Genomic DNA, 17,276 nt, shown 5'->3' on the forward strand with positions numbered 1-17,276 from the left:
GTCTGTCAGAACCCGGCGATGGGGTTCTTCAGGTTCCCGACCAGCTGGAGCGCGCCGGACGGATCCGCCAGGTCCACCATCTGCCGGTTGTTGCGCAGCTGGAGCCGGTTGAGGCAGGACAGTGCGAACTCCGGGGCGAACATGTCGTACTGCCGGAACTTTTCCGCCAGCTCCGGCGCCGACTCCTGGTACTCACGGGTGACCTCCGCGACCGTGCGCCAGAAGCCGTCCTCCGCCAGGATCCCCTCGGCGGCGAGGTTCGCCGCGAGGAACCGGAAGAAGCAGTCGAAGACGTCGGTGAAGATCGACAGCAGCTTCTGGTCCTCGGGCACCTCGACGCGGATCCGCCGCACCACCGGCGGCAGGATCGCGTCCGGGTCCATGACGACGATCTCCTCGGCGATGTCCTTGTAGACCGCCCGCTCGACCGCACCGTCCTTCAGCACGAGGATCACGTTCTCGCCGTGCGGCATGAAGGCCAGGTCGTAGGCGTAGAAGCTGTGCAGCAGCGGGGTGAAGTAGGCCCGCAGGTACTGCCGCAGCCACTCGGCGGGCGTCAGGCCCGACCGTTCGATCAGCGCACCCGCGAACGAGGCACCCTCGTGGTCCACGTGCAGCAGGGACGCCATGGTCGCGAGGGACTCGCCCTCCCGCAATGACGGCACCGGGCTCTCCCGCCACAGCGCGGCCAGCATCTTGCGGTACGGCGAGTACCGGTCGGTGGCCTGCTCGTACTCCAGATTCCGGTAGCCGACGGCCGCCCGCTCCCGGATGATCGTCAGGCCGGTCGACTTCAGCACGCCGTCGTTCTCGACGAGCTGGGCGAGCCAGTCGTTGATCGCCGGGGTCGCCTCCATGTAGGCCGCCGAAAGTCCGCGCATGAAGCCCATGTTGAGGACGGACAGGGCCGTCTTCACATAGTGCTTGTGCGGGTCCGAGGTGTTGAAGAAGGTCCGGATGGACTGCTGGGCCAGGTACTCGTCGTCGCCCTCGCCCAGACACACCAGGTACCGGCGGGCCACCTCGGCGGCGAAGGTGACGCCGAGCTTGTTCCACCACTGCCAGGGGTGGACGGGTATGAGCAGGTAGTCGGCGGGGTCGAGGCCCTGCTCCGCGAGCGTCCCGTGGAACCGCTCGACGGTGGCCGCCCCCAGCTCCTGCCGGACGAAGTCCGCGTACTCGATCCCGGCCCCCGCCGTGAACGCGGCCCGCGAGCGGTGCGCGGCCAGCCACACCAGCCGGACGGGGCTCGCGGTCTCCGGGGCGTACGACAGGTACTCCTGGACGCCGAAGCCGAGCCGCCCGTTGTTCGCGACGAAGCACGGGTGGCCCTCGGTCATCCCGGTCTCGATCGCCTGGAAGCCGCTCCGCGCCAGCTCGGCGGAGGTGACCTGCGGCTTGGTCAGCTTGTAGCAGGTGCCGGAGAGGGTGGAGGAGATCTCCTCCAGGTAGACGGGCAGGATCTCGTCGCTCAGCCCCAGCGCCTGCCGCAGCTCGACGAAGAAGTCCAGGGCGGCCAGGGGAAGTTCGGTCCCGGCGCGATGACGGGTGATCGAGTCGGCGTCGACCGCCCAGTGGTCGAGGCCGCGCAGGGTGGCCGCGAACCGGTAGGCGGTGAGCCCGTCGTCGCTGCGGACGACGTACCGGTCGCCCTCCCGCTCCGGCGTGATCAGCCGCTCATGCGCGAACTCGGCGAGCGCCTTGCGCACCAGCAGCCGGTTGGCGGTGCCCCAGCGCTCCGGGGACAGGTGGGCCACGGCGTCGGGCAGGCTCATGCGGCCACCGCCTTCGCGAACTGCTCCCGCGTGCAGAAGCTCAGCAACGCCTTCTTCTCCGGCTTCTGTATCTCCCGCTCGGGCACGAACCCGACGGCCTCGTTCAGGGCGTGCACGGCCTTGTTGCGCACGTCGGGCTCGACGACGACCCGCTCCACGGCCGGGTCCTCGAAGAGGTGGGCCATGACGGCGGTGATGACGGACCGCGTGAACCCGTGCACGGGCGTGTCGGTCGCGGGCGTGAGGAAGTGCATGCCGACATCGCCGGTCCGCGGCTCGTACAGGCCGACCAGCTCGCGGTGGGCGGGGTCGTACACCTCCGTCAGGAACGCGGGCACACCGTCGCGCAGCCCGAGCAGGGCGTGGTGGTGCTCGTCGGCGGCGATCTCCATGTAGGCGCGCTCGACGTCCTCCAGTTTCGCGTCCTGCATCATCCAGAAAGCGGCCTTGGGATGGGTGACCCAGGAGTGCAGCAGCTCGGCGTCCTTCAGGGGGTCGAGGGGGCGGAACGCGAAGGTGCCCACCAGTGGGGTGGTGCTCATCGATAACTCCTTGGGCGCGTGTCCTTGTACGGCAGAGCGGAAGGGGTGCGCGTTCATCAGTTCGGGTGTCGGATTCAAGAAAACCGCACCATGGATTTCACCCAGCGACTACGTTGCAAGACGTGGGGGAACAACGTGTGAAGCGAGCCTTCAAGTATCGCTTCTATCCGACGCAGGACCAGGCAAAGCAGCTGGAGCAGACCTTTGGCTGCGTACGCAAGGTCTACAACATGGCACTGGATTCGCGCAGTCGTGCTTGGACGGCAGAGCGCCGCCAGATTCGCTATGCGGAGGCCTCTGCGATGCTGACCGAGTGGAAGAGGCGGGACGAATTTTCCTACCTTTCCGACGTGTCCTCGGTTCCGCTCCAGCAGACTCTGCGTCACTTGCACTCGGCTTTCGAGGGCTTCTTTACCAAGCGATCCGGATACCCGCGTTTCAAGTCACGGAAGCGCTCCCGCTCGTCGGCGGAGTACACGCGGTCTGCTTTCAGGTGGCGCAACGGTGAGCTGACCCTGGCGAAGATGCGAGCGCCACTGGACGTTCGCTGGTCGCGACCGTTGCCTACGTATGCTCAGCCGACGACCGTGACGGTGTCCCGTGACGCGGCCGGACGTTGGTTCGTCTCCCTCCTGGTTGAGGACCAACCGCAGCTGCGCCACCGGGGCATCGATACAGCGGTGGGGGTCGATGCCGGTCTCAATAGTCTCGTGACTCTGTCCACCGGCGAAAAGGTTCCCAACCCCAGATTCAGCAGGAAAGGCTCTGGTCGTCTGGCGAGGGCACAGCGAGAGCTGGCCCGTAAAGAGAAGGGGTCCAGAAACCAGGCCAAGGCACGCCGGAAGGTTGCCACGATTCATGCGCGCATCGCTGACCGGACGCGCGATTTTCTCCACAAACTCTCGACTCGGCTCGTCCAGGAGAACCAACTGGTCGTGATCGAGGATCTGCCTGTACGTAACCTGATGGGCAACCGGTCGCTGGCTCGTGCCATCGCCGATGCCTCGTGGGCTGAGTTGCGTAGCATGCTGGAATACAAGTGCGCCTGGTACAGGCGTGAGCTTGTCGTTGTGGACCGCTTCTTTCCGTCGAGCAGAACGTGCTCGGCTTGTGGCCTCGTGCGTGACCCGCTCGCACTCGATGTCCGAGAGTGGCGATGCGACGGATGCGGCACTCGCCACGACCGGGACCACAACGCCGCGCAGAACATTCTGGCCGCCGGGCAGGCGGTGTCGGCCTGTGGAGCCGGTGTAAGACCTCAACGGAATCCCTCCGGGCGGGCTGTCGGCGACGAAGCAGGAAAGCCCATGGCGCGAGCTGTGGGAGTCCCCGCCCCTTCGGGGCGAGGAGAAGTCAAACGGCGAACTCCTGGAAGGCGATGGTCTTCTCGACCGGGTAGTACTCCGTGCCGAGCAGCTCACGGATGATGTACGCGTTCCGGTACGCCCCCATGCCCAGGTCGGGGCTGGTGATGCTGTGGGTGTGGACGCCGGCGTTCTGGAGGAAGACGCCGCGGCCCGTCACGTCGATCGCGTAGTTGCGGGCGACGTCGAAGCGGCCGTGGCCGTCGAAGCGGAGCCGGTCGCGCAGCGGGGCGAGGAAGGCCGGGGGCTCGTAGTGGTAGCCGGTGGCCAGCACCAGCCCCTCGGTGCGGATCTCGAAGTCCTTGTCCTGCTCGTCCTGGTGGAAGCCGAGCGTGTAGGAGCCGTCCTCGTGAGCGGCGCTCCGCAGGGAGGAGTTGGTGAGCAGACGGGTGGGGACCGGGCGGTCGCCGCTATCGACGTTCTTCTGGTAGAGCAGGTCGAAGATCGAGTCGATCAGGTCCGAGTTGATGCCCTTGAACAGGCCCTTCTGCTGCTTCTCCAGCCGGTAGCGGGTCTCCTCGGGCAGCGCGCGGAAGTAGTCGATGTAGTCCGGAGAGGTCATTTCCAGCGTCAGCTTGGTGTATTCGAGGGGGAAGAAGCGCGGGGAGCGGGTGACCCAGTTGAGCTCGTAGCCGTGGATGTCGATCTCGGAGAGCAGCTCGTAGTAGATCTCCGCCGCGCTCTGGCCGCTGCCGACGACGGTGATGGACCTCTTGGCCTGGAGCTCCGCCTTGCGGTGCATGTACTGGGAGGTGTGGATGAGGTCGCCGCCCAGGTCGCGACACGGCTGCGGGACGAAGGGGACCGTTCCCGTGCCGAGCACCAGGTGCCGGGCGTGAAACGTTTCGCCGCCCTGGGTGCGGACGACGTACCGCTCGTCCTCGTACGTGACCTCGGTGACCGTGGTGCCGAAGCGGACGTTGCCGAGTCTGCCCGCCGCCCAGCGGCAGTAGTCGTCGTACTCGACGCGCAGGGGATAGAAGTTCTCGCGGATGTAGAACGGGTACAGCCTGCCCTTCTCCTTCAGGTAGTTGAGGAAGGAGTACGGCGAAGTCGGGTCGGCCAGTGTGACCAGGTCCGACATGAACGGGGTCTGCAGATGGGCACCGTCGAGGAACATGCCCGCGTGCCACTCGAAGCCGGGCTTGGAGTCCAGGAAGACTCCGTCCAGTTCGGCGATGGGCTCGGTGAGGCAGGCGAGGCCGAGGTTGAAGGGGCCGAGCCCGATCCCCACGAAATCGTAGGTGCGGTGGGCTTCAGGACGCGCGGTCAAGGGACTCTCCCAGGTACTGCTCGGCATGGCCGGCGATCAGGTCGAGGACGGCGGCGATGTCGGCCGGCGTCGTCTCGGGGTTGAGCAGGGTGAACTTCAGGTAGTGGCGGCCGCCGACCTTGGTGCCCGCGACCACGGCGTCGCCGGAGGCGAACAGGGCCTTGCGGGCGTACAGGTTGGCGCGGTCGATCTCGGCCGGGTCGGTGACGGCCGCCGGGATGTAGCGGAAGACGAGGGTGGAGAGCGAGGGCTCCACGACGACGTCGTAACGGGGGTCGGCGGCGAGCAGCTTCCAGCCCTCCTGGGCCAGCTCGCACACCTGGTCGAACAGCTCGCCGATGCCGTCGGCGCCCATCACTCGCAGCGTCATCCACAGCTTGAGGGCGTCGAAGCGCCGGGTGGTCTGCAGGGACTTGTCGACCTGGTTGGGGATGCGCTCCTGCACCGTGCGGCGCGGATTCAGGTACTCCGCGTGGTAGGTGGCGTGGCGCAGGGTGGCCGCGTCCCGGACCAGCACGGCGGAGGAACTCACCGGCTGGAAGAAGGACTTGTGGTAGTCGACGGTGACCGAGTCGGCGCGCTCGATGCCGTCGATGCGGTCCCGGTGCCTGAGCGAGGCGAGCAGCCCGCAACCGTAGGCCGCGTCCACGTGCATCCAGGCCCCGAACTGGGCGCACAGCTCCGCGATCTCCGGCAGCGGGTCGATGGACCCGAAGTCGGTGGTGCCGGCGGTGGCGACGACGGCCATGGGGACGAGGCCGTCCTTCCTGCACCGCTCCAGCTCGTGGGCGAGGGCGAGGGTCTGCATGCGCTTGTCGTGGTCGACCGGGACGCAGACCACGGCCTCCGGGCTCAGCCCGAGCAGTTTCGCCGACTTCTGCACGCTGAAGTGGCTGACCTCGGAGGCGAAGATGCGCAGTTCGGGGAGGCAGCCCCCCTCTTCCCACCCTGCCCGCCCTGGCTTCGCCTCCTCCCGCGCCAGCAGCAGCGCCTGGAGGTTGGACTGGGTGCCGCCGGAGGTGAACACGCCGTCGGCGGCCGGGCCGAGGCCGATGCGCTCGGCCGTCCAGTCGATCAGCTTCCGCTCGATGAGGGTGCCGCCGACGGACTGGTCCCAGGTGTCGAGGGAGGAGTTGACGGCGGAGAGCACGGCCTCGCCGAGCACGGCCGGGATGACGACCGGGCAGTTGAGGTGGGCGAGGTAGCGGGGGTGATGGAAGTAGATCGCGTCCCGCAGGTACAGGTCCTCCAGCTCGTCCAGGGCCGCGGCGGAGTCGCCCAGTGGCCGGTCGAGGTCGATCGCTTCGATGCGGGGGGCGAGGGCGTCCACGGTGACGCCGGTGAACGGACGGTCGGTGGTGGCGAGTTTGGCCGCCACCCGCTCGACTCCTTCGGTCACGGAGCGGCGGTAGTGCTCCGCGGTGAGGCCATTGAGCAGGTGCGAGCGCATGTGGGGGTCCTCCGAGGGGACTGTCCGTGCGGGGAGATGTACTTAGGTTAGCCTAACCTAAGTAACATGCATCGAGACGTGTCTGTGCCGTGACTGCCATCACTGCAAAGGGAGTTACTCGGCGGCGCGGAGCTGTTCCTCCGTCATGCCCTGGCGCCAGTAGCCGACGAAGGTGACGTGCCGCCGGTCGAACCCGCGCTCACCGACGAAGTGCCGTCGCAGCTCCTTCACCCGCCCGGACTCACCCGCGATCCAGGCGTACGGCCTCTCGGCAGCGGGGAGTCGAGCGGCTCGTACGGCATCGACGGCCATGGGGGAGTCGGCGTGACGTACGAGCCACGTGATCTCCGCGTCCGCCTCGGTCGCCACGTCCTGGATGTCACCGGCGTGCGGCACCTCCAGCCAGGCGCGGGCGCGGGTGCCGGCCGGGAGGGACTCGAGGATGGCGGTGGCGGCGGACACGGCGCTCTCGTCGCCCCAGAGGACGACGAGATCGGAGCCGGCCGGCGGCCGGAACCGGATCGCCCGGTTGTCCGCGATCGCCGGCCCGAGCAGCAGCACCCGGTCACCGGCGGCGGCCCGGGAGGCCCAGTGGGAGGCGGGCCCGGCGGGCGTGTGCAGGACGAAGTCGATGTCGATCCCGTCGGGGTCCCGGCGCAGCGCCCTCAGCGTGTACGAGCGCATCACCGCCCGTACGTCGTCGGGCAGTTCACGCCATCCCTGCCACCACCCGTCCCCAAGCTCCAGGGGTACGACGGGTTCGGCCTGCCCCGGGTGCGGCAGGAAGAGCGACAGGGACTGGTCACGCCCGTCGGAGTGGAAGGCGTGCAGATCGGCGCCGGCGAAGGTGACCCGGACCAGAGACGGCCCGAGCCGCCTCGTCCGTGCGACCTGAAGAGAGAAGAAACGGAACGGGGCGGCCACGGCCGTGGTCATGGGGGACTCCTGAGTCGACGTCAGGTATTCGGGTGTGGGGGGTGCAGCCGACCTGAAGGGGCGCGGGGAACTGCGCGACCAGCCACATGCGGCCCGCGGTTGCCCACGATGTAACCCGCCCCCTCTCAGCGAAGCGTCTAGCTGACCTTCTTGGCCTTTTCCAGGGCCTGCGCCAGGCTCGTCAGCAGCGGTACGCACTTGTCGTACGACAGGATCGGCTCGGGCGAGCGTGCGATGACCTGACCCGCCTTCACCGCGGGCAGCTTCTTCCAGGTGGCCTTGGTGATGTCGGCCGGCTGGATCGCCGAGGAACGGTCGTCCATCATGATGATGTCGGCCTGGTACTTGTCGACGTTCTCCCAGCTCAGCGACTCGTACCAGCCGCCGCCCTGCTTCTTGGCGCTCTCCGGGGGCTCGACGAAGTTCACGCCGAGGGCCTTGAAGTACTCCAGGTCGATGGAGAGGTTGGTGCCGGAGACGTAGAAGAGCTGGTCGCTCGCGGAACCGGCCATCACCTTGATGCCGGGCTTGGCCTTGGCCGCCGCGCGCAGCCGGGCGGCGGCGTCCTCGAACCGCTTCTTCGCGTCGGTGACGGCGGCCGCCTTCATGTCGGCGCCGAGCGACTCGGCCAGCTCCCACAGGCGCTGCAGCGGCTGGGTCAGCCGGCGGTCGTAGACGGAGATGCCGACGCCGGGCGCCAGCTGGGCGATCTTCTTCTTGGACTCGTCCGGGACGTACCAGAGGGTGCCGGCGCCGTCGAACATCGTCGTGATGAGCACGTCCGGCGCGAGGGCCGCGTACTTCTCGATGTTGAACTGGCCCCAGGTGTTGCCGAGGACCGTCAGCTTGCTGATGTCCATGTCGCCGGCCTGGACATCGGCCTTGCCCGCGGTGGTCTTCGTCGGGCCGAAGACGCCCTTGACCTGGATGCCGTAGTCGTACAGCGCGGCGCCGACACCGGTGAACGCGACGATGTTCGCGGGGGCCTTGTCCAGCTTCACGGTCGTGCCGCGGTCGTCCTTGAAGCTCCAGGGGCCGGACTTGCCGCTCTTGGCCGCCTTCCCGGAGTCCGCGTCTTTCCCCTTGTCGTCCCCGCAGGCGGCGAGTGCCGCGCCGAGTGCGAGGGCGCCGCCCGTGGCGAGCAGTCCGCGGCGAGTGAGGTGGGTGGCACGGGCATGGGGCATGGGTATGACTGCTTTCGAACGGGGCGAGGCGCCCGCCGGACAAGGTCGAAGATAGGTTAGCCTAACCTCAGTACCTGTCCAGTGGGCAGGGCGCCTCCCGCCCGAACCTGTGCGCGACCTGTGGGCCGCCCGGGGCTACCTCAGCCCACCAGCCCCAACTCCCGTGCGATCAGCATCCGCTGGACCTCACTGGTGCCCTCGCCGATCTCCAGGATCTTGGAGTCGCGCCACATACGGGCCACCGGATACTCGTTCATGAAGCCGTAGCCGCCGTGGATCTGGGTGGCCTCGCGGGCGTTGTCCACGGCGACCGTGGAGGAGTACAGCTTGGCCACGGCCGCCTCCTTCTTGAAGGGTTCGCCCGCCACCAGGCGGCTGGCCGCGTCGCGCCAGGCGAGCCGGGCCGTGTGGGCCTTCATCTCCATGTCCGCGATCTTGAACTGGATGGCCTGGTTGGCGCCGATCGGCCGCCCGAACGCGTGGCGTTCCTTGGCGTACTTGACCGACTCGTCGACACAGCCCTGGGCCAGACCCGTCCCCAGGGCCGCGATGGCGATCCGGCCCTCGTCGAGGATGCGCAGGAACTGGGCGTAGCCCCGGCCCTCCTCGCCGAGCAGGTTGGCGGCGGGCACCCGGACGTCCTGGAAGGACAGTTCACGGGTGTCGGAGGCGTTCCAGCCGACCTTCGAGTAGGGGGCGGCGACCGTGAAGCCGGGGGTGCCCGACGGGACGATGATCGCCGAGATCTGCGGCTTGCCGTCCGGCCCCCGGCCGGTGACCGCCGTGACCGTCACCAACCCGGTGATGTCCGTGCCCGAGTTGGTGATGAAGCACTTCGTGCCGTTGATGACCCATTCGTTCGTGTCCGGGTCCAGGCGGGCCGTGGTGCGGGTGGCTCCGGCGTCCGAGCCGCCGTCCGGCTCCGTCAGGCCGAACGCGCCCAGGATCTCGCCCGTGCACAGGCGGGGGAGCCACTCGCGCTTCTGCTCCTCGGTGCCGAACAGGTGCAGCGGCATGGCACCCAGCGAGACACCGGCCTCCAGGGTGATGGCCACGGACGAGTCGACCCGGGCCAGTTCCTCCAGGGCGATGCCGAGGGCCAGGTAGTCGCCGCCCATGCCGCCGTACTCCTCGGGGAACGGCAGCCCGAACAGGCCCATGCGGCCCATCTCGCGGACGATCTCGTACGGGAACTCGTGCCGCTCGTAGAAGTCGCCGATCTTCGGCGCCACGACATCGTGTGCGAACTCCTCCACCGTACGGCGGAGTTCCTCGAGCTCGGGGGAGAGGCGGTGGTCCACAGTGATCACTGCTCCTTGTGGGACAGGGCTCGGACGGTGCGGGACGGGCTGGGTCGGCCCAGGTGGGCGGCCATCCAGACGCTGGTGGCGACGAGACGGCCGAGGTCGACTCCGGTGTCGATGCCGAGGCCCTGCAGCATCCACACGAGGTCTTCGGTGGCGAGGTTGCCGGTCGCGGACTTGGCGTAGGGGCAGCCGCCGAGACCCCCGGCGGAGGCGTCGATCGTCGTGACCCCGTGTTCCAGTGCCGCGTAGGTGTTGGCCAGTGCCTGGCCGTAGGTGTCGTGGAAGTGCACGCCGATGACGTTGGTCGGCACGCCCTCCTCGTTGAGCAGGGAGAGGAGTTCGAGGACGTGGCCCGGGGTCGCGACCCCGATGGTGTCCCCGAGGCTCAGCTCGTCGCAGCCCATGTCCATCAGCGCCTTGCAGACGCGGGCCACCTGGTGGAGCGGGACCGCTCCCTCCCAGGGGTCGCCGAAGCACATGGACACATAGCCGCGCACCTGCGCGCCGGCGTCCTTCGCCTGCCGCACCACCGGGTCGAAGACGGCCAGCGACTCGTCCACGGTCCGGTTGAGGTTGGCCTTCGCGAAGGACTCCGTGGCGCTGGCGAACACCGCGATCCGGCGGGCGCCGAGCGCCAGCGCCCGGTCCAGGCCCCGCTGGTTGGGCACCAGCACGGGAAGTTCGGCACCGAGGCCGTCGATCAGCGGGTACAGCTGCTCGGCGTCGGCGAGTTGGGGCACCCACTTGGGGTGCACGAAGCTCGTCGCCTCGATGGTGGTCAGTCCCGCGCCGGCGAGCCGGCGGATGAACTCCGCCTTGATCTCCGTCGGCACGGTCATCTTCTCGTTCTGCAGCCCGTCCCGCGCGCCGACCTCGTGGATCCGCACCCGCTGGGGCAGGTCCTGGGCCGGTACGACCATGGGCAGTCCGTCGGCGCTCATTCCGCCACCGCGCCTTCCTTGTCGTGCGGTGCGATCACGGCGAGCACCTGGTCCATGGCGACCGTCGCTCCCGGGGTCACGTCCAGCTCGGCGACCGTGCCGGCGTGCGGGGCGGAGATGACGTGCTCCATCTTCATCGCCTCGACCACCAACAGGCTCTGGCCCGCGGCCACTTCGTCGCCGACGGCCACCTTCACCACGGTCACCGTGCCGGGCATGGGCGCGGTCAGCGAGTCGGCGCCCGCGTGCGCGGCCCCGGTGAGGGAGGCGGCCACCGGGTCGTGGTCGCGCACCTGCCAGGCGTCGCCGTCCCGGCCGATCCAGTCGCCGGCCCGGTGGAAGGAGTGCCGGACGCCGTCGAGGGTGACGGACACCCGGTCGCCGGTGAGGGTGTGGGCGCCGCGCGGGACGTATGTGACCGGGTCGGCCACGCGCAGGTCGAACGCGGGCTGTTTCGGCGTCCCGCCGAGGCGCCAGCCGCTCGGCACCGAGAAGGGGTCGGTCCAGCCTTCGGAGCGAGGCCGCAGCTCCTCCAGCCGTACGGCCGCCGCCGCCTCGTACACCTCCTCCGGGACGTCCGTGGCGACCAGCTCGTCCACCACCCGCTCGACCAGACCGGTGTCCAGCTCGCCCGACACCACGGCCGGATGGGCCAGCAGCCGCCGCAGGAAGCCCGCGTTGGTCTGCACGCCCAGCGTCACGGTCTCGGCGAGGCCGGCTCGGAGTTTGCGCAGCGCCGTCTCCCGGTCGGGACCGTAGGCGATGACCTTGGACAGCATCGGGTCGTACAGGCTGCCCACCTCGGTGCCCTCGCTGAGCCCGGAGTCGGTGCGCAGGCCGTCGCCCTGCGGCTCGTTCAGCAGCAGCACCGTGCCGCCGGACGGGAGGAACCCGCGCGCGGGGTCCTCGGCGCAGATCCGTGCCTCGACCGCGTGGCCGGTGAGCCGGACGTCCTCCTGCGCGAAGCGCAGCCGCTCCCCGGCCGCCACCCGCAGCTGCCACTCGACCAGGTCGAGCCCCGTGATCAGCTCCGTGACCGGGTGCTCCACCTGGAGACGGGTGTTCATCTCCATGAAGTAGTACGAGGACGGGTCGCCGCCCGGCACGATGAACTCCACCGTGCCCGCGCCCCGGTACCCGCACGAGCGCGCCGCCTGGACGGCCGCCTCGCCCATCGCGGCCCGGGTCTCCTCGTCGAGGAGCACGCTCGGCGCCTCCTCGATGATCTTCTGGTGCCGGCGCTGCAGCGAGCACTCGCGCTCGCCGAGGTGGACCACGTTCCCGTGGCCGTCCGCCAGCACCTGGATCTCGATGTGCCGGGGTCGGTCGACCCACCGCTCCACCAGGAGCGTGTCGTCGCCGAAGGAGGCGCGGGCCTCGCGGCGGGCTGCCGCGATCTCCTCCTCCAGCACGGTCACGTCCCGCACCAGGCGCATGCCCTTGCCGCCGCCGCCCGCCGAGGGCTTGAGCAGCACGGGGGTCCCGATCTCCCGGGCCGCCTCGGCCAGCTGGGCGTCGGAGAGCCCGCTGCCGCTGGAGCCCGGCACGACCGGCACCCCGGCCGCCTTCACCGTCTCCTTGGCCCGGATCTTGTCGCCCATCAGGGCGATCGCGTCCGCGGGCGGGCCGATGAAGACCAGCCCCGCCTCCTCGCACGCGCGCGCGAAGCCCGCGTTCTCGGCGAGGAAGCCGTACCCGGGGTGGACGGCCTGGGCGCCGGTGCGGGCGGCGGCCTCCAGCAGCCGCTCCACCGACAGATAGCTCTCGGCCGCGGGCGCCGGACCGATCCGTACCGCCGTGTCGGCCTCCCGTACGTGCCGCGCGTCCGCGTCGGCGTCGGAGAAGACCGCCACAGAGCGCACGCCCAGCGAGCGGAGCGTACGGATGACGCGTACGGCGATCTCGCCCCGGTTGGCCACCAGCACTGTGTCGAACACGGTTCCCCTCCTCACATCCGGAAGACGCCGAACTGGGGGTCACCCAGCGGCGCGTTGGCACATGCCGTCAGGGCGAGTCCCAGCACCTGACGGGTCTCCAGCGGGTCGATCACGCCGTCGTCCCAGAGGCGGGCGGTGGCGTAGTAGGCATTGCCCTGGCGCTCGTACTGCTGGCGGATCGGCGCCTTGAAGGCGTCTTCGTCCTCGGCCGGCCAGTCCTCGCCGCGCGCCTCCAGCTGGTCGCGCTTGACGGTGGCGAGGACGGAGGCGGCCTGCTCGCCGCCCATCACGGAGATCTTGGCGTTGGGCCACATCCACAGGAAGCGGGGGGAGTAGGCCCGGCCGCACATCGAGTAGTTGCCCGCGCCGTAGGAGCCGCCGACCACGACGGTCAGCTTGGGGACCCTGGTGCACGCCACGGCCGTCACCATCTTGGCGCCGTGCTTGGCGATGCCACCCGCCTCGTAGTCCCTGCCGACCATGAAGCCGGAGATGTTCTGCAGGAACACCAGCGGGATGCCGCGCTGGTCGCACAGCTCGATGAAGTGCGCGCCCTTCTGGGCGGACTCCGAGAACAGGATGCCGTTGTTGGCGACGATCCCGACCGGGTGGCCGTGGATCCGGGCGAAGCCGGTGATCAGGGTCTGCCCGAACTCGGCCTTGAACTCCGCGAAGCGGGAGCCGTCCACCACGCGCGCGATGATCTCGCGCACGTCGTAGGGGGTGCGGGAGTCCACCGGGACCGCGCCGTAGAGCCCGTACGGGTCCACCTTGGGCTCCGCGACCGGTGTGACCTCCCAGGGGAGGGGCTGGCGGGCGGGCAGAGTGGCGACGATGTTGCGCACGATGCGCAGGGCGTGCGCGTCGTCCTCGGCGAGGTGGTCGGTGACGCCGGAGATCCGGGAGTGGACCTCGCCGCCGCCCAGCTCCTCCGCGGTGACGACCTCGCCGGTGGCCGCCTTCACCAGGGGCGGGCCGCCCAGGAAGATCGTGCCCTGGTTGCGGACGATCACGGCCTCGTCGCTCATGGCCGGGACGTACGCGCCGCCGGCCGTGCACGACCCGAGGACCGCCGCGATCTGCGGGATCCCGGCGCCGGACATACGTGCCTGGTTGTAGAAGATGCGCCCGAAGTGCTCCCGGTCGGGGAAGACCTCGTCCTGCATGGGCAGGAAGGCGCCTCCGGAGTCGACCAGGTAGAGGCAGGGCAGCCGGTTCTCCAGGGCGACCTCCTGCGCCCGCAGATGCTTCTTCACCGTCATCGGGTAGTACGTGCCGCCCTTGACGGTGGCGTCATTGGCGACGATCACGCACTCGCGCCCGCTGACCCGCCCGATCCCGGCGATCACGCCGGCGGCCGGTGCCTGCCCGTCGTACATCCCGTCGGCTGCCAGGGGGGCCAGCTCCAGGAAGGGCGACCCGGGGTCGAGCAGTGTGTCCACCCGGTCCCTCGGCAGCAGCTTGCCGCGCGCGGTGTGCCGGGCGCGGGCCTTCTCGCCGCCGCCGAGAGCCGCGGCGCCCAGCTTGGCGCGCAGCTCGTCGACGAGTGCCAGATGGCCTTGTTCATTGGCCCGCCAGGCCTCCGACGCGGGATCTGCCGCGCTCGTCAGCTCCGGTGCCTCCTGCATCCTGCGGTCCCCTCACCCAGTGGTCGTACTGGTTAATGAGCGTTAACCATTTCCTCCAGGTTAACGACCGCTAACCTCGCTGTCTAGAATTGCTTGCATGGTCACCAGAACCGACGCCCCCACCCGTCGCGAGCAGATCCTCAAGGAGGCTGCCCGGCTCTTCGCCGAGCGCGGCTTCCACGGCGTCGGCGTCGACGAGATAGGCGCCGCGGTCGGCATCAGCGGTCCCGGTCTGTACCGGCACTTCCCGGGCAAGGACGCGATGCTCGCGGAGCTCCTGGTGGGCATCAGCGGCCAGCTGCTGACCGGGGCGAAGCGGCGCCTCGCGGAGTCCGACGGCGACACCGGCCCCGCCGCCGTCCTGGACTCGCTGATCGAGGGCCACATCGACTTCGCCCTGGACGACCGTCCGCTGATCACCCTGCACGACCGCGAGCTGGACCGCCTGCGCGACAGCGACCGCAAGCTGGTGCGGCAGCTGCAGCGGCAGTACGTGGAGCTGTGGGTCGAGGTGGTCCGCGAGGTCTACCCCGCCCTGACCGAACCCACGGCCCGCTCGGCGGTCCACTCGGTCTTCGGCCTGCTGAACTCGACCCCCCACCTCGGCCGCGCCGGCACCCTGCCCAGCCGCGGGGTCACGGCGGAGCTGCTGCACCGGATGGCGCGGGGCGCGTTCGCGGCGGCCGGGTCCGACTGAGTCGACGCCCCGCCGGCCCCACGTACGTGACGAGCGTTACCCCCGTTCAACCCTGGACCGCTCTGCCTACTCACCGGTACGGTTATATCTGAGCAAGCGCTTAGACATGCCGAGGTACGTGGAGGTGGCGGCGTGCGCCGTACGGTGTTCAACGAGGATCACGAGGCGTTCCGGGAGACCATCCGCGCCTTCATCGAGGCCGAGGTCGTGCCCGTCTACGACGAGTGGTTCGCCGCCGGCCAGGCCCCGCGCGAGTTCTACTACAAGCTCGCCGAGCTGGGCGTCTTCGGTATCCGGGTCGACGAGGAGTTCGGCGGCGCGGGCATCGACTCGTACAAGTTCGAGGCCGTCCTCTACGAGGAGACCGCCCGCGCGGGCATCTCCTTCGGCGGCTCCGGCGTGCACGTGCTGCTCGGCCTGCCCTACATCAAGCTGCTCGCCACCGACGAGCAGAAGAAGCGCTACCTGCCCAAGTTCGTCTCCGGCGAGGAGATGTGGGCCATCGCGATGACCGAGCCGGGCACCGGCTCCGACCTCGCGGGCATGAAGACCACCGCCAAGCTCTCCGAGGACGGCACTCACTACGTCCTCAACGGCGCCAAGACCTTCATCACCGGTGGCGTGCACGCCGACCGCATGATCGTCTGCGCCCGCACCGCCGCGCCCACCGCCGAGGACCGCCGTCACGGCATCTCCCTCTTCGTCGTGGACACCAAGGCCGAGGGCTACTCGGTCGGCCGCAAGCTCGACAAGCTGGGCCTGAAGACCTCGGACACCGCCGAGCTGGCGTTCGTCGACGTCAAGATCCCCGTCGAGGACCTCCTCGGCGAGGAGAACAAGGGCTTCTACTACCTCGGACACAACCTCGCCTCCGAGCGCTGGGGCATCGCCTTCGGCGCCTACGCGCAGGCCAAGGCCGCCGTCCGGTTCGCCAAGCAGTACGTCCAGGACCGCGTCGTCTTCGGCCAGCCCGTCGCCGCCTTCCAGAACACCAAGTTCGAGCTGGCCGCCTGCCAGGCCGAGGTGGACGCCGCCGAGGCCGTCGCCGACCGCGCCACCGAGGCCCTGGACGCCGGTGAGCTGACCCCGGCCGAGGCCGCCTCCGCGAAGCTCTTCTGCACCGAGGTCGCCCACCGCGTCATCGACCGCTGCCTCCAGCTGCACGGCGGCTACGGCTTCATGAACGAGTACCCGATCGCCCGTCTGTACGCGGACAACCGCGTCAACCGCATCTACGGCGGCACCAGCGAGATCATGAAGACGATCATCGCCAAGGACATGGGTCTGTAGGTCACCGCAATCACTGGCCGGTACAACTGACGTCATGAGCCAGGCACTCCAGAACCTCCTCGAGCTGCTCGACCTCGAGCAGCTCGAGGAGGACATCTTCCGCGGCCAGTCCCGCTCCGCCGTCGTCCCGCGCGTCTTCGGCGGGCAGGTCGCGGCGCAGGCGCTGGTCGCCGCCGGGCGGACGGTCCCCGCGGACCGGCTCGCCCACTCCCTGCACGCGTACTTCCTGCGCCCGGGAGACCCCGGCGCGCCGATCGTCTACAACGTCGACCGCATCCGCGACGGCCGGTCGTTCACGACCCGCCGCGTGGTGGCCGTCCAGCACGGCAAGCCGATCTTCCATCTCTCGGCGTCCTTCCAGACGTACGAGGAAGGGCTCGACCACCAGGCCCCCATGCCGCCCGCCCCGGACCCGGAGGCCCTGCCCACCTCCCAGGAGCGGCTGCGCGGCTACGACCACCTGGACCCGGCGGTCGTGGAGAGGTTCATAGAGGCCCGCGAGGCGATCGACCTGCGCTACGTGGACGAGCCGCCGTACGGGAAGTTCGGCGAGCCGCGCGAGCCGCGCAGCCAGGTGTGGTTCCGGGCCAACGGCAAGCTCGACGACGACCCCCTGCTCCATGTCGTCCTCGCCACCTACGTCTCCGACATGACCCTCCTCGACGCGGTGCTGCTCGCGCACGGGCGCGGCGGCTGGGCCGTCGGGGACGTCGTCGGGGCGTCCCTGGACCACGCGATGTGGTTCCATCGGCCCTTCCGCGCCGACGAATGGTTGCTGTACGACCAGGAATCGCCGTCCGCGCACGGCGGCCGGGGCCTCGGCCAGGCCCGCATCTACACCCAGGACGGGCAGCTCGCCATCTCCGTCATCCAGGAGGGCGTGGTCCGCGTACCGCGGTGACCCGCGCAGCTGTTGAACGGGTGAACACATGCGGTGCGTAACCGAGTTGAC

Annotated in this window: 14 protein-coding genes; 4 read left to right on the forward strand and 10 right to left on the reverse strand. The window is 69.4% G+C overall.

The features are described 5' to 3' along the window. Positions 1–5 precede the first annotated feature (5 nt). Both ACIRVH_RS03985 and ACIRVH_RS03990 read right to left on the reverse strand, forming a co-directional pair. On the reverse strand, positions 6–1,775 hold the full coding sequence (locus ACIRVH_RS03985; protein WP_403947967.1) for an IucA/IucC family protein: 1,770 nt from the start codon (positions 1,773–1,775) through the stop codon (positions 6–8). After that, positions 1,772–2,317: a GNAT family N-acetyltransferase gene (locus tag ACIRVH_RS03990; protein WP_403947968.1), complete on the reverse strand. Its 546-nt coding sequence runs from the start codon at positions 2,315–2,317 to the stop codon at positions 1,772–1,774. Before ACIRVH_RS03990 ends, ACIRVH_RS03985 begins: the two co-directional genes overlap by 4 nt. A gap of 122 nt (positions 2,318–2,439) precedes the next feature. On the opposite strand from ACIRVH_RS03990, the gene ACIRVH_RS03995 reads away from it, so the two are divergent. Beyond that, the gene (locus ACIRVH_RS03995) at positions 2,440–3,744 is read left to right on the forward strand and encodes an RNA-guided endonuclease InsQ/TnpB family protein (RefSeq protein WP_403947970.1); all 1,305 of its coding nucleotides are present in this window, start codon (positions 2,440–2,442) and stop codon (positions 3,742–3,744) included. Here the strand turns inward: ACIRVH_RS03995 and ACIRVH_RS04000 are convergent. The 8 genes from ACIRVH_RS04000 to ACIRVH_RS04035 form a co-directional block, all read right to left on the reverse strand. After that, entirely contained in the window at positions 3,671–4,954 is a 1,284-nt protein-coding gene (locus ACIRVH_RS04000; RefSeq protein ID WP_403947971.1) for a lysine N(6)-hydroxylase/L-ornithine N(5)-oxygenase family protein, read from the reverse strand. The genes ACIRVH_RS03995 and ACIRVH_RS04000 overlap by 74 nt on opposite strands. After that, entirely contained in the window at positions 4,938–6,404 is a 1,467-nt protein-coding gene (gene desA, locus ACIRVH_RS04005) for a lysine decarboxylase DesA (RefSeq protein WP_403947972.1), read from the reverse strand. Before desA ends, ACIRVH_RS04000 begins: the two co-directional genes overlap by 17 nt. 114 nt (positions 6,405–6,518) lie before the next feature. Continuing rightward, positions 6,519–7,340 (reverse strand): siderophore-interacting protein, encoded by an 822-nt coding sequence (locus tag ACIRVH_RS04010; protein WP_403947974.1) that lies wholly within the window; start codon positions 7,338–7,340, stop codon positions 6,519–6,521. Between the two features lie 137 nt (positions 7,341–7,477). After that, on the reverse strand, positions 7,478–8,524 hold the full coding sequence (locus tag ACIRVH_RS04015; protein WP_403947975.1) for an ABC transporter substrate-binding protein: 1,047 nt from the start codon (positions 8,522–8,524) through the stop codon (positions 7,478–7,480). 140 nt (positions 8,525–8,664) lie between these two features. Then, the gene (locus tag ACIRVH_RS04020) at positions 8,665–9,825 is read right to left on the reverse strand and encodes an acyl-CoA dehydrogenase family protein (protein ID WP_403948726.1); all 1,161 of its coding nucleotides are present in this window, start codon (positions 9,823–9,825) and stop codon (positions 8,665–8,667) included. Between the two features lie 5 nt (positions 9,826–9,830). Beyond that, positions 9,831–10,772 (reverse strand): hydroxymethylglutaryl-CoA lyase, encoded by a 942-nt coding sequence (locus ACIRVH_RS04025; RefSeq protein ID WP_403947976.1) that lies wholly within the window; start codon positions 10,770–10,772, stop codon positions 9,831–9,833. Continuing rightward, positions 10,769–12,709, reverse strand: a complete 1,941-nt coding sequence (locus tag ACIRVH_RS04030; RefSeq protein ID WP_403947978.1) for an acetyl/propionyl/methylcrotonyl-CoA carboxylase subunit alpha — start codon at positions 12,707–12,709, stop codon at positions 10,769–10,771. The genes ACIRVH_RS04025 and ACIRVH_RS04030 overlap by 4 nt, the downstream gene beginning before the upstream one ends. A gap of 11 nt (positions 12,710–12,720) precedes the next feature. Further along, entirely contained in the window at positions 12,721–14,337 is a 1,617-nt protein-coding gene (locus ACIRVH_RS04035) for a carboxyl transferase domain-containing protein (protein ID WP_403947979.1), read from the reverse strand. A 97-nt stretch (positions 14,338–14,434) separates the two neighbouring features. Between ACIRVH_RS04035 and ACIRVH_RS04040 the strand changes: the two genes are divergently transcribed. From ACIRVH_RS04040 to tesB, 3 genes are all read left to right on the forward strand, one after another. Continuing rightward, entirely contained in the window at positions 14,435–15,034 is a 600-nt protein-coding gene (locus tag ACIRVH_RS04040) for a TetR/AcrR family transcriptional regulator (RefSeq protein WP_403947981.1), read from the forward strand. 132 nt (positions 15,035–15,166) lie between these two features. Then, a complete protein-coding gene (locus tag ACIRVH_RS04045) occupies positions 15,167–16,324 on the forward strand; it encodes an acyl-CoA dehydrogenase family protein (RefSeq protein ID WP_403947983.1) in 1,158 nt (385 codons plus the stop codon). A gap of 34 nt (positions 16,325–16,358) precedes the next feature. Continuing rightward, entirely contained in the window at positions 16,359–17,225 is an 867-nt protein-coding gene (gene tesB / locus ACIRVH_RS04050) for an acyl-CoA thioesterase II (RefSeq protein WP_403947984.1), read from the forward strand. Positions 17,226–17,276: the final 51 nt, after the last annotated feature.

Origin of the sequence: Streptomyces sp. NPDC101165 (assembly GCF_044768135.1) — a bacterium.
Lineage (GTDB): Bacteria > Actinomycetota > Actinomycetes > Streptomycetales > Streptomycetaceae > Streptomyces.